Source organism: Streptomyces sp. M41(2017) (assembly GCF_002078175.1).
GTDB lineage: Bacteria > Actinomycetota > Actinomycetes > Streptomycetales > Streptomycetaceae > Streptomyces.
The window spans coordinates 848,302-872,113 of record NZ_MWFK01000001.1 but is presented as its reverse complement, the minus strand read 5'-3'; the positions used below and the strand labels follow the sequence as shown (position 1 = coordinate 872,113).

Below are 23,812 nucleotides of genomic sequence, written 5' to 3'. Positions count from 1 at the left end.
GGGGCGGAAGGGACGACTGGGGCGCAGGCATAACGAGTGCACAACACCCGATGCGCGAGGCGCCAAAAGCGGTGCACGATTCGTACCCGCCTGCGATTATCAGGACCGCTTCACCGAACCTCCACATTGAGCCACGGAGGTGAAGCATGAGGGACAGGGATGCGGGAGCCCTATTCTTGTCCCCGGCAAGGTCAGGGATCAGCCCGTACCAGGGCACCAGGACACCGGCCGACACAACCGGCCCCCGTAGCTCAGTGGATAGAGCAGGCGCCTTCTAAGCGCTTGGCCGCAGGTTCGAGTCCTGCCGGGGGCGCCCGTCTCCGCCCTCCCTCCGGGAGGGCCTTCTGCTGTTCCGGTCCCCCTCGGCGATCCCGCCCGCGCGGCCTCGTCCGGGCCTCTGGGACCTCGCCGTACACCCTTGCGGGAGGGTCCGGCGGCGCGATTTCCGGCTCCAGAGTGATCCTTTCGGCGTACGGCGTTCACCGCGCCGTACGGCCGAACGGCGCAGCCGTCCCCGGCCCCCGGACCGTCCCGCGGTGCCCGCGGGTCACCTGAGCGGGTGCGAGGTCCTGCCCGAGGCGTCGTCGATCTCGTCGTGGGCCTTGGTCAGCAGGCGCATGGCGAGCTCGTTCAGCGCGCGCCCGCCGGCGACCTCCTCGCCGACCCTGGGCTGGTTCGCGTCGGACGGATGGCGGCTCGCGTACCCGTGGGCCCGCATCTCGCTCCCGTCGGGGAGCCGCACGAGGGCGGCGGCCCGCGTGCGGTGCTCGTCCTCCTCGAATTCCATCTCGACGTGCCAGCCCACCGTGGTCCGTGGCCGGTCCTGCGTCTGTGTCATCGCGATCACCTCCGGAGCCGCGTCCCCCGCCGGTCCCCCTGATGAACCCCTTGACGGACCCCCTCCTGAAAGTGTCCTCCTCGGGACGGTCCCGCACGAGGCGGGCCGGAGCCCCGGGGGCCGCGAGCGGCGGGTGGGGACGGGCCGTGACGGTTCCGCTACCGGCACGGACGGTGAACCGCCAGGTCACAGCTCCCCGATGAGACTGGTTTCCGTCGAGGGGTGGCCGTCAGGCAAGATGGGGTGTATCTGCCCACTCCCGATTTCAAGCGTCCGGACGGTTTCTCTTGGCTGAGTTCATTTACACCATGCGCAAGACGCGCAAGGCGCACGGCGACAAGGTGATCCTCGACGACGTCACCCTGAGCTTCCTCCCGGGCGCGAAGATCGGTGTGGTCGGTCCGAACGGTGCCGGTAAGTCCACCGTTCTCAAGATCATGGCGGGCCTCGAGCAGCCCTCCAACGGTGACGCGTTCCTGTCGCCCGGCTACAGCGTCGGCATCCTCATGCAGGAGCCCGAGCTGGACGAGTCCAAGACGGTGCTGGAGAACGTCCAGGACGGCGCCAAGGAGCTCATGGGCAAGCTCAGCCGCTTCAACGAGGTCGCCGAGCTGATGGCGACCGACTACTCGGACGCGCTCATGGAGGAGATGGGGAAGCTCCAGGACGACCTGGACCACTCCAACGCCTGGGACCTCGACGCGCAGCTGGAGCAGGCCATGGACGCCCTGGGCTGCCCGCCCGGCGACTGGCCGGTCACCAACCTCTCCGGTGGCGAGAAGCGCCGGGTGGCGCTCTGCAAGCTGCTGATCGAGGCTCCGGACCTGCTCCTCCTCGACGAGCCCACCAACCATCTCGACGCCGAGTCGGTGAACTGGCTGGAGCAGCACCTCACGAAGTACGCGGGCGCCGTCGTCGCCGTCACGCACGACCGGTACTTCCTGAACAACGTCGCCGAGTGGATCCTCGAACTCGACCGCGGCCGCGCGATCCCCTACGAGGGCAACTACTCCACGTACCTCGACAAGAAGGCCGCCCGCCTCAAGGTCGAGGGCCGCAAGGACGAGAAGCGCGCCAAGCGGCTCAAGGAAGAGCTGGAGTGGGTCCGCTCCAACGCCAAGGGCCGTCAGACCAAGTCCAAGGCCCGCCTCGCCCGTTACGAGGAGATGGCGGCCGAGGCCGACAAGATGCGGAAGCTGGACTTCGAGGAGATCCAGATCCCGCCGGGCCCGCGCCTGGGCTCCATCGTCGTCGAGGTCCAGAACCTCTCCAAGGCGTTCGGCGACAAGGTCCTCATCGACGACCTCAGCTTCACGCTGCCGCGCAACGGCATCGTCGGCGTCATCGGCCCGAACGGCGCGGGCAAGACCACGCTGTTCAAGATGATCCAGGGCCTGGAGACGCCGGACACCGGCGCGATCAAGGTCGGCGAGACGGTCAAGATCAGTTACGTCGACCAGAGCCGCGCCAACATCGACCCGAAGAAGACGCTGTGGGCCGTCGTCTCCGACGAGCTCGACTACATCAACGTCGGCCAGGTCGAGATGCCGTCCCGGGCCTACGTGTCCGCCTTCGGCTTCAAGGGCCCGGACCAGCAGAAGCCCGCGGGTGTCCTCTCCGGCGGTGAGCGCAACCGGCTGAACCTGGCGCTGACCCTCAAGGAGGGCGGCAACCTGCTGCTCCTCGACGAGCCCACCAACGACCTCGACGTGGAGACCCTGTCCTCGCTCGAGAACGCGCTGCTGGAGTTCCCGGGTGCGGCCGTGGTCATCTCCCACGACCGGTGGTTCCTGGACCGGGTGGCGACGCACATCCTCGCCTACGAGGGCGAGTCGAAGTGGTACTGGTTCGAGGGCAACTTCGAGTCGTACGAGAAGAACAAGGTCGAGCGTCTCGGCGCCGACGCCGCCCGTCCGCACCGCGCCACCTACAAGAAGCTGACCCGGGGCTGATCGGTCTTGCGCCACATCTACCGCTGCCCGCTGCGCTGGGCGGACATGGACGCGTACGGCCACGTCAACAACGTGGTGTTCCTCCGCTACCTGGAGGAAGCCCGTATCGACTTCCTGTTCCGCCCGGAGAAGGACTTCAAGCAGGGGTCCGTGGTGGCGCGCCACGAGATCGACTACAAGCGGCAGTTGGTCCACCGGCACGCGCCGGTGGACATCGAGCTGTGGGTGACGCAGATCCGTGCGGCGTCCTTCACCATCGCCTACGAGGTGAAGGACCCGGACCAGGTCTACGTCACCGCCTCGACGGTCATCGTGCCGTTCGACTTCGAGCAGCAGCGCCCGCGCCGGATCACCGCCGACGAGCGCGACTTCCTGGAGTCCTACCGGGACGACGAGGACGAGGCCGTCGCGGCATGACCGTCCTGCACCTCGCCGACGCGGGGGAGGCCGCCGATCTCGGGGCCTTCCTCGCCCGGCTGGTCCACTACGACCGTGCGGCCGCCGTGCGTCTCCAGGCGCACGGCACCACCCTCGCGGTGTTCGGCCGGCCCCCCTCCTTCGAGGTCCTCGCGATCCGCACGGCCCGGCTGGCCAAGCCCTACGAGCACGGCCTCGACGACACCCTCGACGTGACCGTCTCCGCGGGCGAACTCCTTGAGTCCATCGACGAGTCGGCGGCCACCGCGACCGTTCCGGGGGCCGTCACCGGACCGCCGTGGGCCGGGGTGCTGCCGCCGCGCGGGGGCTGGCGACCGGAACCGGGGCTGCCCGCCCCGGACGCCGTGCGAGCCGCCGTCGCCGCCGTGGTCGCCGAATTCCGCTCCCGTACACAGGAGTTGGCGCCCGAGCTGCGGACCCGCGCCGAACTCGACCGGCTCGGGCGGGAGATCTGGTCCCGGCCGCTCGGCGACACCGCGCTGCCCGTCCGGGCCGCGCACGCCGCCCAGTCGCTGGGATTCCTGCGCCCCGCCGCGCCCGCCGCCGCGCGCGTCAGGCCGTCCGCCGCCCGGGGCGTGGACGACCCGCGACTCCCTTCCGGTGAGGGCGAGTTGGGGCTGTACTCGTCGGGTGCCTGGCTGCGGCTGCGCACCCCCTTCGGGTCGATCGCCGTCCGCAGGGCGGGACTCGGCGCTCTGGACGTCAGCGTCCACTGATCCGGCCCGGCGGGAACCGCCGGGTCACTCGGGACGGCTGTCGTCCGGCCACACGCCGATGTGGTCCGCCTCCAGTTCGAGGGCCACGCGGTCCCGCATGCCCAGCGTTCGCGTGTAGTCCGCGGGGAGCTGCAGACGCCCCGCACGGTCGAGCATCGCGTACTCGCGGGCCACCACCGCCTCCTGGCCCGTCGCCGCGTCGACCTCCGTACGGCGCAGCACCTCCGTGGACGTCCGGCCGTCGCGGATGGCGACCGTGCGACGGACCTCCGAGGCGACCGCCTGGTCGTGCGTGACGATCACGATCGTCGTCCCCAGCCGCTCGTTGGCCGTGCGGAACGCGCCGAAGATCTGCTCGGCGGTGTGCGAGTCCAGCTCGCCGGTGGGCTCGTCGGCGAGCAGGACGGCCGGCGCGTTGGCCAGAGCCACCGCGATCGCCACCCGCTGCTGCTGGCCGCCCGACATCTGGTGCGGACGCCGGGCGGCGCAGTCGCCGATCCCCAGCAACTCCAGCAGCTCCAGGGCCCGTTCGGACTGCGCGCGACGGCTCGTCCGGCGGGCCGCCAGCTGCATCGGCAGAGCCACGTTCTGGGCAGCCGTCAGATAGGGCAACAGGTTGCGGGCGGTCTGCTGCCAGACGAAGCCGACCACCTCCCGGCGGTAGCGCAGCCGGTCCTTGGCGCTCATCGTGAGCAGATCGCGACCGGCGACCCGCGCCGCGCCCGCCGTCGGGGTGTCCAGTCCGGCCAGGATGTTCATCAGGGTCGACTTGCCGCTGCCCGAGGCCCCCACCAGAGCCATCAACTCGCCCTCGCGGACGAGCAGATCGAGACCCTGGAGGGCCTGCACCTCCACCCCGTCCGTGGTGAAGATCCGCACCAGGCGGTCGCAGGTGATCAGGGCGTCGTGGCCGTAGGCGGGGCGGTCCCGGCGCGCGGCGGCCCGGTCCGCGAGGTCGGCGAACGTCGGGCCCGCGGGCTGCGCGGAACCGGCGGCCTCCGTCGGGTCGGCGGTGGTCATGGGCGACTCCCGGTGCTGCTCGTCGAAGGGGTGCGCGAGGTGGCGGCCGAGCGGGTGGGCGGCCTGCGGTGCGCGGGTGCTGCCGTCAGGGCGGCCGAGCGGGTGGGCGGCCCGCGATGTACGCGTGCCGCCGTCATCGGCCGTCCCCCGCCCGCAGCTCCCGGACCGAACCCCGCCGTCCCGTCCACCACGCCTGCGCCAGCGCGACGCCGGTGGCGACGACCAGCACGGCGAGGGAGGGGACGAGCAGCGAGAGCGCGTCCGTGCGGAGGCGGGCCGTTCCTCCGGGCGCGGGGCGGCCGGCGACCGCGATCGCCGTCAGATCGAGCCCGGGGGCGAGGAGACGGATGGCCGCCCAGCCCGTGAGCGCGCCGCCCACCGCCGCCAGCAGGGCCTGCGGCAGGGACTCCAGGACCAGAAGGCGCCGCCCCTGGGCACGGGTGAGGCCCATCGTGCGCAGCCGGGCGAGGAGCGCCGAGCGTTCCGGGGCGGCCCGGACGAGGGCCAGCAGCAGCGCCAGCACCGCGTATCCGGCGCCTGCCGCGACCGCCGCCGTGTAGATCCGCTCGGCACCGGACTGGAGGGGCGAGTGGACGTACGCCGTGCGCACCTCCGCGCGCAGCCGCACGTCCACGCCGTCACCCGCCGCCCGGCGCAGGGCGGCCCCGTCGAGGTGGCCGCCGGTGAGGAGCAGCGCGGTCGGCCGCGCGGCCCGGCGGGTGAGGGCCTCCCGGTCCACGAGGAGGAAGTCCAGGTCGGTCACGGCGGGCGTCACGTCCCGTACGGCCGTGATCCGCATGGTCACCTTGCTGTCGTCCTCCAGTTGTACGGAGAACGGCGCGGTTCCGAAGCGGTCGGCGAGGGCGGGGGAGGCGATGGCGGGGACCACGGTCCTGCCGCCGCCGCTGCCGTTGTTGTTGCTGTTGTTGTTGTTGTTGTTGCTGTTGTTGTTGTTGCTGCTGCCGCCGCCCGGTCCGGCGGCGCGCAGGGTGCGCGCCGGGAACCCTCCGAGGCCGAGCTCCCGGGACAGCTGTCCGTAGGGGCCCGGTTCGACGCCGACCAGCGCCGCCGTCTCGCCTGCGGTGCCCGACCCCCTGCGGGCCTGGGCGCGGTAGGCGACGCTCACGGGGACCGCCTCGCGCACGCCCCGGGTGCCGCGGATCCGGCCCGGGAGAGCGGTGGGCAGGGCGTGCGTGGCCTCGATGCGGGCGTCGGCGCCGGTGGCGAGGAGGGCCGCGTGGTCGCGGGCGGTGTGCACGCCCGCGAGGACCGAACCGCCGAAGGCAGCCGTGGTGAGCGCGGTGAGGAGGGCCAGCAGGGGCAGGGCGGTGGAGGCCGAGGTGCGGCCCGCTCGGGCCAGCGAGAGCGGGGCGACCACTCCGCGCAGGCGCCCGGCGGGTCCGGCCAGCCGGCGCAGGGGGAACGGATAGAGGCGGACGAGGACCAGTGCCGCTATGACGCCGACGAGCACCGGGGCCAGGGCGACCAGTTGGTCCCCGGACCCTCCGGAGGAGTCCGCGTCGGCTCCCCCGCGCCGCAGGGCGGCCACCGCGGCCGTCGCGAGCACCAGCACGGTGAGTTCCGCGACCGTGCGGCGGCGTGAGGGACGGACGGACGCGATGTCCTCGCGGCCCCCGTGGACGCGGACCGCGCGGTGGGCGAACGCGGCGCGGACCGGCAGGGCGACGCAGGCGAGGACGGTCACCGCGGAGGCGGCGGCCACGGCGGACGAGAGGCGGGCGTGCGGGACGGCGAGCAGCGCGGCCCCGAGGCCGAGTGCCCCCGCCGGGACGGCGACCACGGCCGTCTCGGCGAGGAGCCGGCCGAGGACGCCGGGCAGCGAGCCGCCGCGGGCGCGCAGCAGGGCCAGCTCGCCGCGGCGGCGCTCCGCGGCGAGGCCGCTCGCCATGAGGACGACGACCGCGGCGACCGTGCCCGCGCCGAAGGCGGCGACGGCCACCAACGGGGCGATGCCGGAGCGCAGTTCGGTGAAGGACGACAGGACCTCGTCGAGATCCGTCGTCGCGTCCGTCAGCGGGTCCACGCGCTCACGGATCCGCGCCAGACCGGGGCCCGACTCCAGGGCGGCGACCGCCGAGGCGAGCCCGGACATGTCGTGGGCGGTCGGGCCGGACGTGTCGGGGGCCACCTGCCAGTACCGCTCGGGCTTCCCGGGCGTGCCGAGCAGGACGGGTCCCGCGTCCGGCGCGAGCAACAGGGCGCCGATCCAGTACGTGCCGCCGTCGCTGGGCAACTGGATGAGCGACGGCTGGCGGATCAGCGGGGTGGACATCCAGTACGCGCCGTCCGGCTCGCGCGGCGCGACGATGCCGGTGATCCGTACGGCCAGCGGCGCGCGCTCCAGGCCGGGCACGTGGACCACGGAACCGACCTTGATGTGCAGGGTCCTGGCGGTCTCGGTGGTGACGGCCGCCTCCACCTCGGACGTCGTCGCGGTGACCGGGTCCATGGCGCGGGGCAGCCGGCCCGAGGCCGGTCGGGAGTGAGCGCCGAGGGCGTTCTGCGCGACGAGGGCGACGCGCGGCGGCAGCCCGCTCGGCCGGGCCAGGAAGGAGTCCGACGCGTCGGTGGGGTCGGACGTGCGCACTCCGTACGAGGACTGGGCGCGGTCGGCGACCAAGGGCTTGTCGACGGCGGCCAGCACGGCGTCGTACCCCTTGCGCAGGGCGGCCTCGCGCAGGGCGTTCTCACCGTCCCCCAGGGAGAGTTCGGCGTCGGGCCGCGGGGCGAAGAACTGGACGGTGGTCCGTCGCGGTGACGCGTCGTCGAGGGTCCGGCGCAGCCCCGCGTCCTCGTACCGGTCGACGGCGCGGGGGAAGGCGGCGGCCAGCGCGGCGGTGAGCGCGACCAGCAGGGCCAGGGCGAGAGCAGCCGCCGGGGCGGCACGCAGCCGGGTGCGCACCCAGGGGGCCGGCACCCGTGGCCCGGAGGCTCGGGCGGGCCCGCGCGGTCCGTCCTTCGTGCCGTCGTCCGTGCCCGTCATGTCACTCGCCTCCCTGCCGGCGCAGCGAACTGTCGGCGTCCGGGCGGCGCAGCGCCATGAACGCGGTGATGGCCAGCGGTGTCACGGCGACGCCCGCCAGCAGCACGGCGATGTGCGGCAGGGGGAGCCGCACCAGGACCGCGGGGACCGGGCGGGTGGCCTCCGAGGTCAGGACGATCAGGGGGACCACCGCGCGGGTCAGCACCGTGCCGAGCGCCGTCCCCACCACGAGGGCCAGGCCCACCAGGACGCCCTGCTCGGCGGCGATCAGCCGGGCCAGCTGGCGGCGCGGCGCGCCCAGCGCCCTGAGCACGGCGAACTCGTCCCGGCGCTCGCGCAGCGAACCCGCCGTGCTCACCGCGAACCCGACCGCGGCCAGCGCCGCCGCGACGACGGCCGCCGCCGCGAACGCGGCCTCGGGGCCCGCCCCGAACGGGTCGTCGCGCAGCCGGTCGGCGACCTCGTCGCGCACGACGACCTGGGACGGTTCGGTGCCGGGCTGCTTCCGCAGGGCCGCCGCGACCCGTGCCGCGTCGCCCGGCGCGGTGTCCAGCCACCACTCGGTGGGCGGCACGCTCTGCCCATGGTGCGCCTGCAGCACCCGGTTCACGGCTCGCAGATCGACCAGCAGCCCCCCGCCGTCACCGTCCCCGCCGTCCGCCTCCGAGGTGGTCGGCAGGGCCCGTACGGTGTCCACGATCGTCACGCGCACCGTCTCGCCGGCGAAGGGCACGTCCAGCTGCTGCCCCTTCCGCGCTCCCGCCGTCTTCAGGAAGCGGTCGGTCGCGACCGCCATGACCTCGGGAACGGCCGACCGGTCCGGGTGCAGACGGACCGTCACCGAGGTGACCTGCCAGGCCAGGTCGGCCGGCACGTAACCGGTGCCGTAGCGGACGGACAGGGCCGCGGCGGACGCCTTCAGTCGCGGGCGCGTGGGCCGCGTGGCGTCGTCCGGTGCCGTCGCCGTGCTGCTGGTCTGCGCGTCGGCCTTCCAGCCGGCCGGCAGGGCGAGCCGCCGCCGTGCCCCGTCGGCGCCGCTGACGTTCACCTCCCGCAGGTCCACCCGGTGCCGTTGTGCCGTGTCGACGGGCTGGGTCATGTCCAGCTGGACGCCGGTCAGGGTCAGGGGTCCCTTCGCGAGGTCGAGCGACAGGGCGTGGAGCCGTCCGTCGGCGGGCAGTTGGCCGATCCGCTCGGTGTACGGCGTCCCGAAGCGGTCCTCCAGCGTCGCCGACACGTCCACCTCCACGCGGGCGTTCGAGCTGCGCAGCCGCATCACCAGGCCGAGCCGCGTCGAGCCCTCGGGGATCACGACCCCGCCGGTGGTCCCCTTCACCGCGAGCCCCTTCAGCAGGGGTCCCGCGGGCCGTGCCGCCAGGTCGCCGCGGAGCAGCATCCCGTCGGCGGCGTGCGCGGTGTCCAGCGCGAGGAGCGCCGCCGTACGGCCGCCCGACAGCGGCAGGGTCGTCCGGAGTGCGGGCGCCGCCGCGCGGACGCCCGGGAACGCGGCGAGGACGGCCGCCTCGCCCGGTCCGGCGTCGCTGTCCCCGGTCACGCGCACCGACGTACCGGCGCGGAAGTCCGCCTGGTCGTCCTGGGAGCGGTTCCAGGAAGCGCCCTGGCCGATGGCCAGCATGCCCATCGCCACGGCGAGGACCAGCAGCAGGACCGGGCCCGCGCCGCGCATAGGGCGCCGGCTGAGCTGCCATCCCGCGAGCGCCGCGGGCAGCCCGCGGCCGCTCGCCGCCCGGTGCTCGGCGAGCCGGGCCACGGGCGGCAGCATCCGCAGGGTGAGCACGGTCCCGGCGAGCAGCGCGAGGGCGGGCGCCGCCACCAGGAGCGGATCGATGCCGAGCGACCGCACGCCGGTCCCCGCTGTGGTGCCCTGCTGTCCGGAACCGCCGGTCAGGGCGCCGGAGGTCTGCCGGTCCAGCTGCCAGTAGGCGACGGCGGCGATCACCAGCAGGCCGATGTCGGCGCCCGCGCGCACCGGAGCCGGCAGCGCCCGTGCCCGTCCCGGGGGCCCGTCGCCCGAGGTGAGCGCCGGCAGGGTCACCGCGAGGGCGCAGCCCAGCGCCACTCCCGCGCCGACGAGCCACACCCCGCCCCGTCCCTGGGCGACGTCCAGGCGCAGACCGATGCGGGCCAGTGCTCCCTGTCCGGCGAGCAGCCGGGTCAGCGGTCCCGCGACCAGCGGCGCGCACAGGGCCGCCGGGACGGCCAGCAGCAGCGCCTCCAGGGCGGCGAGTCCGGCGATCCGCCGACGGGAGGCTCCACGGGCCCGCAACACCCGTGTCTCGCCCGCCCGTTCGGCGCTCAGCAGCCGGGCGACCAGCAGCAGCGCGTATCCGGCCAGCAGCGCCAGTTGCAGGGCGACGATGAGCAGGGTGGAGCGCGACACGAGCAGCGAACGCTCGACACCGTCCAGGATCTCCGGCAGCGAGGACGTCACGGCGGTGGCCCCGCTCAGCGCGCGGTCCTTGCGCAGGGCCAGCTGTCCCGTCCGTGCGGACTCCCGCAGGGCCGCGATCCCGTCGGGCGAGAGCGCCGAGAAGTCCGCGGAGGCCTGCCACGCGGACTCACCGGCGCTGACCCGGCCGCCGGTGAGGACGCCAGGATCGGCGAGGAGCGGACCGTACGTCGTGAAGTCGACCTTCTTGATTCCTCGGCCACCCAGCTCGTCCAGCCGCCAGTAGGGCGCGTCCGCCCGGGCGGGCCGGTACAGGCCGGTGACCCGGACCTCGCGCCTGGGACCGCCGAGCCGGTCGACCAGGCTGAGGCGCGCGCCCGGCTCCAGACCGAGCCGCTCGGCCGCCGCGGCGGGCAGGGCCACCTCGATCGCGGCGCCGCCGGAGCCGGCCGCCGGGCCGGGCAGTCGTCCCGCGGTGACGTCGACCTGGGTGCGGTCGAGCGCGGCGAAGTGGGTGAGGTCGGGGTCCCCGGCCCGCGCGGCGGGCTCCTGGAGGGAGCGGGGGAGCGCGTAGGAGCCCGAACGCAGCAGTGTGCGCACGGTCACCGGATATCCGCCGAAGGTCCGCCGGGCCCCCGCGCGGACGGCGTCGTCGGCGGCGGCCCGCTGGTCCCCGGGAACGTCCGCGCGGACGACGAGCGCGGCGTCCGCAGTGTTGCCCGGGTCCCGGAGCGCGTGGCGCAGCGAGGCGTCGCCGATGGCGGCGGAGTAGGCGGTGAGCGTCGCGAGGACGGCGGTGGTCAGCAGAACCGTGAGCAGGGCGGCGGCCAGCAGAAGGCGGTGCGCCCGCGCGCGCAGTAGGACGAACCCCGTCACCCGGCCCCCCGCCGTCGTTCCGGATCTCGGACGAGCGCGATGCTTTCAGAGCGAAGGGCCTGAGGGTAAGCGCTTGTAGACCCGCCTTGACCGGATCGTGACCGAAATCCGACGCCGAACGACCGGAATGCGCCCGTCAGTGACCGGCGATCAGCCCGCCGTGTTCACCATCGAGGCGGCCGCGTACGTCAGGTAGTTCCACAGGGTGTGCTCGTGCTCCTCGGAGAGACCGAGCTCGTCGACCGCGACGCGCATGTGCCGGATCCAGGCGTCGTGCGCGGCCTGGTCGACCTTGAAGGGCGCGTGCCGCATCCGCAGCCGGGGATGCCCGCGGTTCTCGCTGTACGTCGTCGGGCCGCCCCAGTACTGGATCAGGAACAGCGTGAGCCGCTCCTCGGCCGGGCCCAGGTCCTCCTCCGGATACATGGGCTTCAGCAGCGGATCCTCGGCGACCCCCTCGTAGAAACGGTGCACGAGACGGCGGAAGGTCTCCTCGCCGCCGACCTGCTCGTAGAAGGTCTGCTCCTGCAACGTGCCGCGCCGAATCTCATTCACGTCCCCCATGCTCTCAGACGGCGTGACCGAGGACCCCGGGCCCAGGACCACGTCGGGTGACCGCGGCCGCTCGCCCGGGGGGCCGTCCGGCAGCACAGTGGAGGTATGGCCGCGCATGCTCCGCAGTCCGCGACGGAGGACCTCGCCCGCCGGGCGCGGGCGGCCCTGGTGCGCGAGATCGACCGGAGCGGGGCCTTCGCCGCCGACCCGGTCTGGCGGGAGGCCTTCGAGGCCGTCCCGCGCCACCTCTTCGTGCCCTTCTACTACGTCGGCGCGGCCGGCGCGGCCGGCACGGACGGCTTCGAGCGGGTGTGGAGCGAGGACCCTGATCCCCGGGCCCGGGACGACTGGCTGCGCGGTGCCTACGAGGACGCCCCGCTCGCGACCCGGGTGCGCGCCGGCGAACTCGTCTCCTCCAGCAGCCAGCCGTCGCTGATGGCCAGGATGCTGGCCGAGCTGGACGTACGGGACGGGCATCACGTCCTGGAGATCGGCGCCGGGACCGGGTACAACGCGGCCCTGCTCGCGCACCGTCTCGGCGACTCCCGGGTGACGACGATCGACCTCGACGCGGAGATCACCGAGGCCGCACGCCGGCATCTCGCCCGGGCCGGACACCACCCGCACGTCGTCACCGGCGACGGCGCCCGCGGGGTGCCCGAACGCGCGCCCTTCGACCGGATCGTCGCCACCTGCACCCTCACCACGATCCCGCCCGCCTGGCTGCCCCAGTGCGCGCCCGGCGCCCGCATCCTCGCCCCGCTGGCCACCGGCCTGATCGCGCTGCGTGTGCGGAGCCCCGGGTGCGCGGAGGGCACCTTCCTGCACACGCCCGCCTACTTCGTGCCGCTGCGCGGCGGCACCACGCCCGCCCCGCGGCCCGACCGGCTCGGCGGGCTGCCCCGGCGGGCCCAGGGCGAGGACCTGCTCCGATTCCTGCTGACCCTGACGGCGGGCCGCCTCGACCCGCAGGACGCGTACACGCTGTGGGAGCGCGAGGGCCGGCCCGAGCGCGAGCGCTACGGGGTCACGGTCGGCGACGGGCCCGCCCGCGCCTGGCTGGACGATCCACGGGGGCCGTACGTCTGGCCGCTGGCGTGAGGCGGCGGCCCCGGACCGGCCAGGGCGCCCCGGTACGCACGGAGGCGGTGTTCCGGACTCTTCCGGAACACCGCCTCCGTCGCCGCAGATCCGTCGGACCCGTGGAGCCCTCGCTCAGCCCCGCCGGATCGTGATCGTCGTCCAGGCACCCACGTGCACCCGGTCGCCGTCCTGCAGCGGCACCGGGACGAACGGCTGGATGGGCTCCTCGCCGCCGTTGACCGTGGTGCCGTTCGTCGAGTTCTGGTCGACGACCGCCCAACTGCCGTCCGGCTGCTGGACCAGGACCGCGTGCTGGTGCGAGACGCCCGGGTCCTCCGGCGGCACCGAAAGGTCGATGTCCGGGGTGTCGCCGGTGGAGTGCCGGCGGCGGCCGATGGTCAGCTGGTTGCCGGTGAGCGGACGCTGCTGCTCGGGCGAGTAGGCCGGCAGGTTCAGACCCGCGGCCTCGGGGCCCGAGCGCTGCATCATCGCCATGAAGTACTCGCGGTCAGGACCGATCGTCGCGCTCCACGACAGTGGCTGCTGCTGGTAGCCGGGGCCGGGCGGGGCCTGGGTGGCACCGGGCTGCGGGTAGCCGTAGCCGCCGCCCTGGCCGGGGCCGCCCTGACCGCCGGGCGAACCGGCCGTCGGCGGGGAGATGACCCAGTCGTCGTCACCGCCGCCGAAGCCGGGGCCGCCGGACTGCGGGCCGCCCTGCTGCGGCGGCCGGCCCTGGGTGAAGGGGGCGGCGGGCTGCTGGGTGTAGGCCTGCTGCTGAGCGCCCTGGCCGCCGGGCGTGGGCCCGGGCGGCTGCGGAACCGGACGCGCCGGGTCGGCGCCGAAGCCCTGGTCCCCGCCGAAGGCCGGATCGCCGCCGAAGGCCGAGGGGCCGCCGTACTGCCGGCCGGGCGGACCCGGCGGGATCGGCTCGGCCGGCCGGTTCATCTGCGAGGGCCGCGAGCTCTGGTAGTCGAACGGATCGTGGCCGGGGCCACCGGGACCCGGGCCGCCCTGTCCGCCCGGCCCCTGCTGCTGGAACCGCGGCGGGCCGGCCTGCTGACCGGGACCGCCCTGGCCGCCGGGAGCGCCCTGCTGACCGGGGCCACCAGGACCGCCCGGGCGACCGGGGCCGCCGAAGGGCGACGGTCCGCCGGGACCGCCCGGCGCGGAGCCGGTGGGGCGCGGCGCGGCCGGGGTGTAGGACGTCGCCGTGTTGGTGAGGTAGTTCCACCGGCACTCCTCGCAGAACGGCGCGGCGCCCTCACGGGGCGTGCGGCACTGCGGGCAGAGCTCGGGTTCGCCGTCCGGCACGGCGGACAGGTGGGAGCGGCCTCCGCCCTGCTGCGGCGAACCGGGCGGCGGATAGCCGTATCCGGCGCCGGGGGGCGGCGGGGGCAACGGGGGCACGGCACCGGCCATGCGGTGACCGCAGACCTCGCACCAGTCGTCGGAACCCGACTGGTGTCCGTTCGGGCAGGTCGGCATGTCGGCGCTTCCCCCTCTCCTTTTCCGGTCGTTGTGACCGGGTTTCTCCGCTTCCCTTCGGGAACCGGGCTCGCTACTTCTTTACACGAACAGTCTTTGTGGACCGTGTCTCGAGGGTCATCTCGTCGGCCTCCTCGACCCGGGCCTTCAATCGCACAGTACCTGCAGCGGCGTCGACCACGTCCACCACCTTCGCAAGCAGTTTCGCAGTATCGGCGTTGCCGGAGGCGCCGGCGAGCTGGACGGCCCGTCCCAGCTTGGCCGTTGCTCCGTCGACATCGCCCGCTTTGCGCAGATCCAGGCCCTGTTGGATGACTTGTGCCAGTTCGGCCTGGCCCGTGTAGTGCGCGACCTGGGGGTTGATGGACGTCGAGGCGACCATGTCGTCGGTCCACACGGCCCGTACGAGACCCTGTGCGCCGAGGTTGTGCACGCTGCCGTCGGCCTGCGGGATCACCAGGGAGACCCGGGCCGCGAGCATCTCCTGGCCGATGCCCGCCGTCGGGACCTGGACGCAGACGTGGTAGTCACGGGACTCGTCGCCCCACGAGCCGGTGGGGTAGTCGCCCGCGCGCGGGCCGGCCTCGGTACGGCGGTCGGTCAACTCCTCGACCGTGGGCGCCACTTGTTTGACGAACTTGATCTCGGTGCCGACCGGCGTCCAGAGCCGCAGCGCCACGTCGGCGACCTCCTTGCCCATCGCCGTCTCCATCATCTGCGTGAAGTCGGCCGCCAGTGCGGCGGGGTCGGCGACGATGTCGGAGGTGCCGAGCAGCGCCGAGGCGATGCCGGTGACCTCCTTGACCTCCCAGTCGGTGCCCACACCCCGCGCGTCACAGGTGAAGCGCCCGGCGCAGGACACCAGGGCGGCCCTGAGGTCCTCGGGCGACTCGTGCTCGTTGCGGCCGTCGGTGAGCAGGATCCCGTGCCGGATGGACACGTCCGCGGAGGAGAGCAGGCGGTCGGCGAGCCGCAGCCAGGTGCCGATCGCGGTGCCGCCGCCCGAACTGAGCTTGCGCAGCGCCTGCTTGGCCTGGCCGCGGGTGGCCGCGTCGGCGACGGCCAGCCGGCCGTTGCCCGGGTAGACCTCCTTGGCGACATGCGTGCCGCCGACCACGGCGAAGTGCACGCCGTCGCGCAGCGTGTCGATCGCGGCGGACGTCGCGTCGCGGGCGTTGCGCATCTTGGTCGGCGGGTAGTCCATCGAGCCCGAGCAGTCGACCATGACCACCACCGCGGCGTCCGGGCCCTGACCGGCCGTGTACAGATGCGGCGCGGCGACCGCGCTGCCGACGGTGCCGCCGCCGGTCGAACTCACCGTGACGATCGCGCTGACCTCACGCCCGCCCTCGGGCAGGTACTCGTTCTGGTACACGTCGACCGAGAACTGCGGCACGTTCGACTTCGAGAAATTGGCCATGCCTTCTGTGTCCCCCTCGCGCCCCCGCCACCGGCGGGGGCCATGACTGTGCGGACCGGTCCCCTTCGGTCCTCGGCCGTCCCCGTCCGTTCGTCGGCCTCAGGCCGATCCTGCCCCCTGGACGGGCGCGGGGAACGGCAGGACGGCCACTGTTACGTTGTCGTGGCCCCCGCCGTCCAGGGCGTGGCCGACCAGGACCTGGGCGCTGTGCAGCGGCCGCTCGGCGGCGTCGGGGGGCACGACCGCGGCCATGTCCTCGGCCGCCTCCGCGTAGTTCCACAGCCCGTCGGTGCAGACCACCACCACACCCGGCCGGTCCGGCTTGAAGGACGCGGTGTGCGGCTCCAGTTCGTAGGCGTCGGCGCCCAGCCAGCCGGTGATCGCGTGGGCGCGCTCGTCGGCGTACGCCTCCGCCTCGTTCATCAGGCCCGCGGCGACCATCTGCGCGGCCCACGAGTCGTCCTCGGTGAGCCGGGCGGGCAGCGAGGTGCGGTCGACGGGAACCCAGTAGGCGCGGCTGTCGCCGACCCAGCCGACGATGAGCAGGGCCGGGGTGACGACGGCGCCGACGATGGTGCAGGCGGGCGCGTTCACGTGCGGGGCGTGATCGCCCTGCGCGGTGGACGGGTCGGCCAGCGCGTTGACGGCCTCCGCCGCCGCGACGATCGCCTCGTGCAGGGCCTGCTGCGGGTGCGTACCGAGCGGCAGGGCCGCCATGAGCGACTCGCTCGCCGCGCGGGACGCCGCGAGGGACGCCTCGTCGGGGCGGGTCGCGGAGGAGACGCCGTCGCAGACGATCGCGACGACGGCGGGGGAGCCGTCGGGCAGCGCGGTCGAGGAGATCGCGAACGCGTCCTCGTTGCGGTGGTGGCGCAGACCCCGGTCACTGACCGCGGCGACCGCGCCCAACTCCTGCTCCATGTGGTCGCGTTCCCGTGGCTGCGCGTGGCCGCAGTTCTCGCAGTACCCGTCGGTGTCGACCTGGCCGGACCGGCACGCCACGCAGGTCCTGCCGCCCCCGGCGGGCGCGGGCAGGTCGGCGGTGCGGGGGTCGGCGGGGACGGCCGGCGCTCCGGGGGCGGCCGGGACGCTCCCGGCGGCCGGTGGGGCGAGCGGGTACTCGTCGGGCTCCGGGGGCCGGTCGAACCGTACGCCCGACGGATGATCGCCGTGCGGGTGCTCCGGGTGCGGGAGTTCGGATCCGCCCGAGTCGGTGCCCCGGATGTCGGCGGCGTGGTGCACCGGCGCGGGCACGTCGGAGGTGTCGGCCTCCGGCGCCACCGGCCAGTCCACGGAAGGCGCCGGCGGGGGCGGCGGCGCGGCCGGTGCCGCCGCGGGGGCGCCCGCCGCGGCGCCGTTGATGGCGATCGTGGGGTGGTCCTGCGGTGGTGCGGGCGCCGTCGACAGGTCGTAGCCGCACGCACCGCAGAAACGGTCACCCGCCTCCAGCGGCTCCTCGCAACTGGGGCACCGCGAAAGGGCCGTGGGCTGGGGCATCTGGGACATCAATCACACCCACGTCCGGGGGCGGTAACGGTTTGCACGTTCCACCAGGTCGATCCTCTCCTCGCCGCCCCGCGCGAGCCGGGCCAGCGTCCGGTAAGAACGTTCGAGGCCGAAACGGAGGCCGCGCTCGTCCAACGCGCTGCCGAGCAGCACATGTCCGCCTCCGGAGGCCGGAGCGGAACCCTGGCTACCGGAGAGTACCCAGTCCAGGGCGCAACCGAGGACCTCCGTCGACAACTGCTCGCGTCGCACCGCGTCCAGACCGAACCCGTCGAGCGCCTCGACCTGCCCCGCGGCAGCCGTCAGGTCGTCCAGGAACGGCGGCGCGGCGGCGTCCGCGACCGGGCGCTGCCGCAGCCGCGCCCGCACGGCGGCGACCCGCGCCGCCGTGTAGTGGATCGACGACTCCGGCACGGACTCCAGGGTGCTCACGGCGGCCCGGCGGTCCCCGGCGGCGAGCTGCACGCGGGCCAGGCCGAACGCCGCGCTCACATAACTGGGGTCCGTCGTCCAGACCAGGCGGTAGTACTCCGCCGCGTTGTCCAGCTGGCCGAGCACCTCCGCGCACAGCCCGAGGGCCAGCTTCGGCGCGGGCTCGCCGGGGAAGGCGTCGTAGACGGCGTCGAAGGACAGGGCCGCGATCTCGTTGCCGCCCGTCGCGAGCGCCGTGACACCGCGGTACCAGACCACCCGCCAGTCGTCCGGGTGGTCCGTCTCCAGCGCCTCCACCCCGTGCTGCGCCGCGGCCACCTCACCCATCTCCAGACGGGCCCGCAGCTCACGCAGCCGCAGCTCCGGGGAGCCGGCCGGGGCCGCGTGCAGTGCGGCGATCAGCTCGGCGGGCGCCGACGCGATGAGTCCCGCGAGGAAGCCGGCGTTCGGGTCGCCCGGGTCCACCCGAGGAACGGGCAGGGCGAGCGCGGCGGCGGCCGCGGGCACGGGCTTGACCAGCGTGGGGGAGTCCGGAGGCGGCGGCAGGGCCGCCGCGCCGTTCCCGCCCGCGGGCAGCGAGGGAGCCGCCCTCCTGCCGCGGACGGGCACCACCCGGGCCCCGAGCCGCGAGACGTCCCCGGCCACCGACCCGAACAGCTCCGTGTCGGTGACCTTCGTCTCCGGTCCGAACAGCGTCGACAGCGAGGGCCGCGCCCGCCCCGTCTGGAGGGACACCACCTCGCGCAGCACGCCGGTCAGCTGCTCGGCCATCTCCTGCGCCGACGCGAAACGGCGTGCGGGATCCGGGTCGGTGGCGCGCACCAGCAGCCGGTAGAACGACTCGTACTGCCGGAAGACCTCGATGTGGCCGGGGTCGGGCAGGGAGTCCACGAAGACGTTCGTGTAGCCCTGGAAGTCGAAGGTGAGGACCGCGAGCGTCCGCGCGACCGTGTAGAGGTCGGAGGCGACGGAGGGGCCCACCTCGGCGACCTCGGGCGCCTGGTAGCCCACCGTGCCGTAGATGGCCGACTCGTCGTCGTCCATGCGGCGCACCGCGCCCATGTCGATCAGCTTGAGCTGGTCCTCGGTCTGGATCGCGTTGTCGACCTTGAAGTCGCAGTACAGCAGGTTGCGGCTGTGCAGATGGCCGAGGGCCTCCAGCGCCTCGATGCCGTACGCGCAGGCCTGTTCCACCGGCAGCGGGTCCCGCCTGCCGTCCGCCGTCCGCCGGTCGTTGGCGATCTCCTTCAGCGACTTGCCGCCGACGTACTCCATGACGATGTACCCGTCCAGCGAACCGGTCCGCTGGTCGAGGTGCTCGACGAAGTTGTAGATCCGCACGATGTTGGCGTGCTCGATCTCCGCGAGGAAGCGCCGCTCGGAGATCGCCGCCGCCATCGCGTCCTGGTCGCCCGTGTCCAGCAGCCCCTTGAGGACCACCCAGCGGTCGGAGACCGCGCGGTCCACGGCGAGGTACACCCAGCCGAGCCCGCCGTGCGCGAGACAGCCCGCCACCTCGTACTGGCCGTGCACGATGTCACCGGACTGCAGCTTCGGCACGAACGAGTACGGGTGGCCGCACTTCGTGCAGAAACCCTCGGTGCGTCCGGGCAGGTCGCCACGCGAACGCCCCACCGGGGCACCGCAGTCGGAGCGCGAGCAGAACCGCTTGCGCTCGGGGACCTCCGGGTTCTCCTGCACCATCTCGCGCGGATCGGGACGCGGCACGCCCGGGACCTCGACGAGACCCGCGCCGAGCCGGCCCCGGCCGGAGGAACCCGCCGTCGAACCGGAACTGCGCACCGACACCGAACGGCCCGTCGAACCGCCGGACACCGACCGCGACAGCCGGCCGGACACCGAGCGCCGCGACTGCGAGGAGCGCGACGACGTCCGCGAGCTGGCCCGCGAACTCCCGCGCACACTCCCGCTGGTGGAACCGCGCGCGGCACCGCCGCCCGCCGTCACCCCCGTCGGAGGCGAGTTCACCGTCCCCTTCGCGGACACGACCGGGGCGAGCCCGCACGTGTCGCAGTACAGCTCGCCCCCGCCCATGTCCTCGTACGACCCCTCGCAACCGGGCCGCTGGCATCCCTGTCGTTCACCCACAGCGTGCTCACTCACGCCGCACCCCCTTCCCCGCTCACGCGTCGGGCCCCCTGTGCTCCGCCCGGTCCTGCGGTCCGCCCTGCTCCGGCACCCTCGGGCTCAACGCCTCCGCCGCCGCCCGCTGATACCGCAGCACCGCCTCCTCCGCCACCCGGAGATCGCAGGGAGCGCTCCACAGCATGCGCCGGGCCGCGTCGTAGCGCTCCACGAGGAACGGGTCCTCGGCGAAACCGAGCCGCGCGACCTTCGCCTTGTACGCGTCGAGCCGGCCCCGCAGCTCCGCGCGGACCGCCAGCGGCGCGGTGACCGCCGTCAACGACTCGCGGGCCCGCAGCAGTTCGTCCTCCGCCTTCTCCTCCAGCGCCTCCAGCAGCGGTGACAGACGGTGCCACTGCGCGTGCCTGCGGTACTCCGCGGCCGCCGCCAGCTGTTCCTGCAACGCCGTCGGCGGACCGCTCACGGCGGGCACCTCCGACGCGGCGATCTTCGCGAGGACCTCGCCGCGGGCACTGCGCGCCTCGGCGAGCGTGCGGTCCGCCCGGCTCAGTACGTCCCGCAGCCTCACCAGTCGCGCCTCCGCGTCCTGGCGCACGGTGAGCACCGCGTCGATCTCGCGGCGCACCTCCTCCAGGGCGCGCGCCTCACGGTCGTACGCCGTCGTGTCCGGCCGGCCGCCACCGGGGGCCGAACTCCCCTGCGCCGGCGTCCAGAAGGCCAGCGGGTCGGAGATGACCTGCTCGCGCAGGGTGGTCAGGGTGCGGGTGATCCGCTCCAGGTCGTCGCCGGAGGGATGCTCCCCGGGGCGCACGCCCACGGAGTGCGCGAGCCGGCGGGTGCGCTGGAGCTCGGCGGCCAGTAAATCGATCCGGGCGGGCAGAGCGGACCACACGGCGTCCGCGCTGACGACCATGTCGAGCGAGGACGCGTACAGGTCGTTCATCCGGTCCACCAGCGCGGCCAGCGTGAACCGCTCGCTGAGCTTGCCGGTGCCGGCCAGCGTCGGCGCGTTCGCCGTGGCCGTGGTGGAACCGGCGACCGTGATGCCCGATCCCCGCAGCAGCTCGGTCAGTTCGACCAGATCCTCACGGCTGGACCAGCGCCGGCGGGAGCGGATCTCGCGCGCGGAGCGCAGCGCGTCCGCGTAGGCGTCGAAGTACGCCCACAGCAGCGTGATCGAGGCGTCCGCGGACGTCCAGCGCTCCTTGGTGGTGCCGGTGAGTTCGGCGCCTTCGAGGAGCCTGCGGCCCGCGTGGTCCTGCAGGGCGAGGAGAGAGGTCTCGATGGCCTCGTGCTCGGCGGCGAGACGCGCCAGCGCACGGTCCGCCTCGTCCCGGTCCAGCACCGGCGCGGGGGGCTCCGTGGCGCCCATCGATCACCTCTCGCTTCCTGTCCGTCCCCCGCGCGCTCGGCGGCGCGCCGGGGCAACTCTCCAGTGGTATCAGGTCGGTCACTCGTAGTGGACGGTGGGCGGTTCCTTCGAGGGGGAGTCGTCCTTGAGGGTCGGCGCGAGCCACTTGTCGTAGGACTGGCGCCAGCCGTCCTTGCGGTAGTCCGCGAGGATCTGGTTCACCCGGCGGACCAGGTCGTCCGACTCCTTGCGCATGGCCACGCCGTAGTACTCGGTGGTGAAGGTGTCGCCCTTCAGCCTGACCGTCGGGTCCTGCGCCGCCTGGCTCGCGGCGAGCGCGCCGTCGGTCACCACCGCGTCCGCCTCACCGAGCTGGAGCCGCACCAGGCAGTCGAGCTGGTTGGGAACGGTGAGGACGGTGGCGGACGCGACCATCTTGTCGGTCGTCAGCTTGGCCAAGGCCGTCGATCCCGACGCCGCGCAGATCCTCTTGCCGGCGAGGCTCTTGTCGTACCCCGTGATCGTGGAGCTGTCCGGGGCGAGCACCTGTTGGCCGGTCTCGAAGTAGGGCGCGGAGAAAGCGACTTCGTCGAGGCGCTCGCAGGTGATCGTCATCGTGCGGACCACCATGTCGACCGTGCCGTCCTTGACGGCGGAGATGCGCTGGCTGGTGGGGATGGCGCGGAACTGGACGGCGTCCGGGTCGCCGAGGATGTCCTTGGCGATGGCGTGCACCAGGTCGATGTCGAAGCCCTCCAGGTCGCTGCCGGCCTTGGGGTTGTTCGGGTCGCGGTAGCCCCAGCGGTAGCTGTTCTGGTCGACGCCCACGATCAGCCGCCGGTCCTTGCGCGCCTTGATGGCATCGATCGTGGGCCCGTCCGCGCTCGACGGCGCGGGGCTCCGGTCCTGCGGGTCGGTGCACTTCTCGTCCTTGGCCTGGGTGCCCCGGCCGAGGCCCTGGCCGCCGAGACCCGCGCCGCCCTCCCCGTGCGCGTCGCTGAGCGGCAGCAGCAGGGCGAAGACGAGCGCGACCGCGCAGGCGACCGCCATCGCGCCCACACCGCCCCAGCCGCGCAGGCTCGCCCTCAGGCGTCGTGCGATCATCGCCGCTCCCCCTCTCACCGGTACTCCGAAAGCCTGCGCCCGACGCCGAACACCGCGCCGGCCGCGGCCAGTACCGCGAGGACCGCCGCGCCGACCGGAAGCCCGCTCATGGCCCCCAGGCCGTCGCTCGCCGCCTGCTTGAACTCGGCCTGCTCGTGCGTCAGCGCGCGCGTGAGGTTCTTGTCGACACCGCTGAAGCACGCGCCCGTGGGCTTCTTGTCCACGGAGCCGATGACCTTGTCGAGCGCGTCCTGGTACTTGCCCTGCTTGTCGAGCGCGCGGGCTTCCTTGTGCCGGGCCTTCCACTCCTTCATGTTGGACGTCGCGGTCCGTACGGGCTTCTGGCCCGCCGCGTCGTCCGCGAGGCTCTCCGCCACGGCGAGGCCCTTGGTGAGCTGCTTCATCTCCGTGTCGAACTCGCTGTCGTACAGGTCGACCGTGGTCTTGTCGGGCAGCGTCTTGGTCTCCGCGCCGCGGCTGACCAGGGTGAGGTTCTCGTTGCCCCGCGCCTTCAGGGACGCGATCTGCGCGGCGTGCAGCACGTTCAGGGACCGGACCCCGTGCTCGTAGGACTCGTCGAGCCCGGCCCGGGCGAGGGAGTGCCCGACGGCCAGCCACAGCAGGACGACCACGGACGCGGCGGTCGCGGCGGCCATGCCCTGGTTCATCACCCGGTTCGTCCGGCGGTAGTTGCGCCGCTGCGCCCACACGAGCGCGCCGAGCGCGACGAGACCGAGGGCGATCGCCGCCCACGGGTAGGGCTTCGCCTCGGCGTAGTCCGCGTTCAGCCGCTGGTTCTCCCGCGTGTAGAGCTGCTGGGCCTTCGGCAGCATCTGTTCCTGCATCTTCTCGTTCGCGTACCGCAGATAGGCGCCGCCCAGCGGGAAGCCCTGCCGGTTGTTGGCGCGGGCACGCTCGACCAGGCCGGTGTACTCGGGCAGCAGCCTGTTCAGGTCGGAGATCGTGGCCGCCGAAGCGGAGCCGGGGTCACTGCTGTTGGCCGCGGTGACGAGCTTCTCCGAAGCCGTCCGGATGTCCAGGTCGTACTGGTCCCGGGACTCCTGCGTCTCCTGACCGCCCGCCAGGAAGCCGCTCGCGGCCGCGGTGTTGGCGTCGGCGAGGGAGCGGTAGATGTCGGCCGCGCTCGCGCTCAGGGGCTGGCTGCTGTTCAGCACGTTGTCCGCGGCGTCCGAGCGCTGCGTCATCTGCAGGGCGGTGACCGCGCCGAAGGCGACGACCAGCAGGGCCAGGAGCGCGCCGATGACGCGCAGGCGTCCGGGCTCCGTCGTCGCCGCGGCGCGCAGCCGGTCCACGCCCTCCGCCCACGCCGTGCGCCGGGGCGGAGCGGCCGGTGCCGCGGTGGTCACCGGCGGCGGCCCCTGGGGGACCCCGGGCCCGGCCGACGGCACGGGAGGCCCGGACTGCGGCGGCACGGCCGGCATCGTCGGGGCGCCCCGACCCGGTGGCGCCGCACTGCCTTTCGGCGGCTGTGTCACTTGACCTCCCCCATGGTCAT

16 protein-coding genes and 1 tRNA gene are annotated in these 23,812 nt (G+C 73.9%); 5 read left to right on the top strand and 12 right to left on the bottom strand.

The features are described from left to right. The first annotated feature begins 240 nt into the window (after positions 1 to 240). Positions 241 to 313: transfer RNA gene (locus tag B0675_RS03870), tRNA-Arg, on the top strand. Between the two features lie 234 nt (positions 314 to 547). Here B0675_RS03870 and B0675_RS03865 read toward each other — a convergent pair. Further along, entirely contained in the window at positions 548 to 838 is a 291-nt protein-coding gene (locus B0675_RS03865; protein ID WP_081217321.1) for a DUF1876 domain-containing protein, read from the bottom strand. A 287-nt stretch (positions 839 to 1,125) separates the two neighbouring features. On the opposite strand from B0675_RS03865, the gene ettA reads away from it, so the two are divergent. From ettA to B0675_RS03850, 3 genes are read left to right on the top strand one after another with little or no spacing between them, the layout of a single operon-like run. Next, a complete protein-coding gene (gene ettA, locus B0675_RS03860; RefSeq protein WP_081217320.1) occupies positions 1,126 to 2,790 on the top strand; it encodes an energy-dependent translational throttle protein EttA in 1,665 nt (554 codons plus the stop codon). Positions 2,791 to 2,796: 6 nt separating this feature from the next. Next, positions 2,797 to 3,207, top strand: a complete 411-nt coding sequence (locus tag B0675_RS03855; protein WP_081217319.1) for a thioesterase family protein — start codon at positions 2,797 to 2,799, stop codon at positions 3,205 to 3,207. Beyond that, positions 3,204 to 3,944: a hypothetical protein gene (locus B0675_RS03850; protein ID WP_081217318.1), complete on the top strand. Its 741-nt coding sequence runs from the start codon at positions 3,204 to 3,206 to the stop codon at positions 3,942 to 3,944. Before B0675_RS03855 ends, B0675_RS03850 begins: the two co-directional genes overlap by 4 nt. Positions 3,945 to 3,968: 24 nt before the next feature. Here the strand turns inward: B0675_RS03850 and B0675_RS03845 are convergent, their stop codons facing one another. From B0675_RS03845 to B0675_RS03830, 4 genes are all read right to left on the bottom strand, one after another. Next, positions 3,969 to 4,964 carry an ABC transporter ATP-binding protein gene (locus B0675_RS03845; protein WP_081217317.1) on the bottom strand — a complete coding sequence of 332 codons (996 nt, stop codon included), beginning with the start codon at positions 4,962 to 4,964 and terminating at the stop codon, positions 3,969 to 3,971. A 133-nt stretch (positions 4,965 to 5,097) separates the two neighbouring features. Beyond that, entirely contained in the window at positions 5,098 to 7,968 is a 2,871-nt protein-coding gene (locus B0675_RS03840; protein ID WP_081217316.1) for an FtsX-like permease family protein, read from the bottom strand. 1 nt (position 7,969) lies between these two features. Continuing rightward, a complete protein-coding gene (locus tag B0675_RS03835; RefSeq protein WP_081217315.1) occupies positions 7,970 to 11,254 on the bottom strand; it encodes an ABC transporter permease in 3,285 nt (1,094 codons plus the stop codon). A 150-nt stretch (positions 11,255 to 11,404) separates the two neighbouring features. Beyond that, the gene (locus B0675_RS03830) at positions 11,405 to 11,818 is read right to left on the bottom strand and encodes a globin (protein WP_179165238.1); all 414 of its coding nucleotides are present in this window, start codon (positions 11,816 to 11,818) and stop codon (positions 11,405 to 11,407) included. 96 nt (positions 11,819 to 11,914) lie between these two features. On the opposite strand from B0675_RS03830, the gene B0675_RS03825 reads away from it, so the two are divergent. Further along, entirely contained in the window at positions 11,915 to 12,910 is a 996-nt protein-coding gene (locus B0675_RS03825; RefSeq protein WP_081217314.1) for a methyltransferase domain-containing protein, read from the top strand. A gap of 114 nt (positions 12,911 to 13,024) precedes the next feature. On the opposite strand, the gene B0675_RS03820 is transcribed toward B0675_RS03825, so the two are convergent. The 7 genes from B0675_RS03820 to B0675_RS03790 form a co-directional block, all read right to left on the bottom strand. After that, entirely contained in the window at positions 13,025 to 14,377 is a 1,353-nt protein-coding gene (locus B0675_RS03820; RefSeq protein ID WP_081217313.1) for an FHA domain-containing protein, read from the bottom strand. A 73-nt stretch (positions 14,378 to 14,450) separates the two neighbouring features. Further along, positions 14,451 to 15,797, bottom strand: a complete 1,347-nt coding sequence (locus B0675_RS03815) for a VWA domain-containing protein (RefSeq protein WP_081217312.1) — start codon at positions 15,795 to 15,797, stop codon at positions 14,451 to 14,453. Positions 15,798 to 15,896: 99 nt separating this feature from the next. After that, a complete protein-coding gene (locus B0675_RS03810; protein ID WP_081217311.1) occupies positions 15,897 to 17,306 on the bottom strand; it encodes a PP2C family serine/threonine-protein phosphatase in 1,410 nt (469 codons plus the stop codon). After that, entirely contained in the window at positions 17,307 to 19,790 is a 2,484-nt protein-coding gene (locus B0675_RS03805) for a serine/threonine-protein kinase (RefSeq protein WP_081217310.1), read from the bottom strand. It abuts the gene before it with no gap. A gap of 88 nt (positions 19,791 to 19,878) precedes the next feature. Beyond that, positions 19,879 to 21,213, bottom strand: coding sequence for a hypothetical protein (locus B0675_RS03800; RefSeq protein WP_081217309.1), 1,335 nt, complete (start codon positions 21,211 to 21,213; stop codon positions 19,879 to 19,881). Positions 21,214 to 21,291: 78 nt separating this feature from the next. Further along, on the bottom strand, positions 21,292 to 22,296 hold the full coding sequence (locus B0675_RS03795; RefSeq protein ID WP_081217308.1) for a glutamate ABC transporter substrate-binding protein: 1,005 nt from the start codon (positions 22,294 to 22,296) through the stop codon (positions 21,292 to 21,294). 14 nt (positions 22,297 to 22,310) lie between these two features. Beyond that, positions 22,311 to 23,738: a hypothetical protein gene (locus B0675_RS03790; protein WP_241539687.1), complete on the bottom strand. Its 1,428-nt coding sequence runs from the start codon at positions 23,736 to 23,738 to the stop codon at positions 22,311 to 22,313. Positions 23,739 to 23,812 lie beyond the last annotated feature (74 nt).

What these genes read in the sequence shown, in the direction of transcription:
- B0675_RS03865 (WP_081217321.1), bottom strand. Translation starts at nt 838, where the DNA reads ATGACACAGACGCAGGACCGGCCACGGACCACGGTGGGCTGGCACGTC.
- B0675_RS03850 (WP_081217318.1), top strand. Translation starts at nt 3,204, where the DNA reads ATGACCGTCCTGCACCTCGCCGACGCGGGGGAGGCCGCCGATCTCGGG.
- B0675_RS03845 (WP_081217317.1), bottom strand. Translation starts at nt 4,964, where the DNA reads ATGACCACCGCCGACCCGACGGAGGCCGCCGGTTCCGCGCAGCCCGCG.
- B0675_RS03840 (WP_081217316.1), bottom strand. Translation starts at nt 7,968, where the DNA reads ATGACGGGCACGGACGACGGCACGAAGGACGGACCGCGCGGGCCCGCC.
- B0675_RS03830 (WP_179165238.1), bottom strand. Translation starts at nt 11,818, where the DNA reads ATGGGGGACGTGAATGAGATTCGGCGCGGCACGTTGCAGGAGCAGACC.
- B0675_RS03825 (WP_081217314.1), top strand. Translation starts at nt 11,915, where the DNA reads ATGGCCGCGCATGCTCCGCAGTCCGCGACGGAGGACCTCGCCCGCCGG.
- B0675_RS03820 (WP_081217313.1), bottom strand. Translation starts at nt 14,377, where the DNA reads ATGCCGACCTGCCCGAACGGACACCAGTCGGGTTCCGACGACTGGTGC.
- B0675_RS03815 (WP_081217312.1), bottom strand. Translation starts at nt 15,797, where the DNA reads ATGGCCAATTTCTCGAAGTCGAACGTGCCGCAGTTCTCGGTCGACGTG.
- B0675_RS03805 (WP_081217310.1), bottom strand. Translation starts at nt 19,790, where the DNA reads ATGGGCGGGGGCGAGCTGTACTGCGACACGTGCGGGCTCGCCCCGGTC.
- B0675_RS03800 (WP_081217309.1), bottom strand. Translation starts at nt 21,213, where the DNA reads ATGGGCGCCACGGAGCCCCCCGCGCCGGTGCTGGACCGGGACGAGGCG.
- B0675_RS03795 (WP_081217308.1), bottom strand. Translation starts at nt 22,296, where the DNA reads ATGATCGCACGACGCCTGAGGGCGAGCCTGCGCGGCTGGGGCGGTGTG.
- B0675_RS03790 (WP_241539687.1), bottom strand. Translation starts at nt 23,738, where the DNA reads ATGCCGGCCGTGCCGCCGCAGTCCGGGCCTCCCGTGCCGTCGGCCGGG.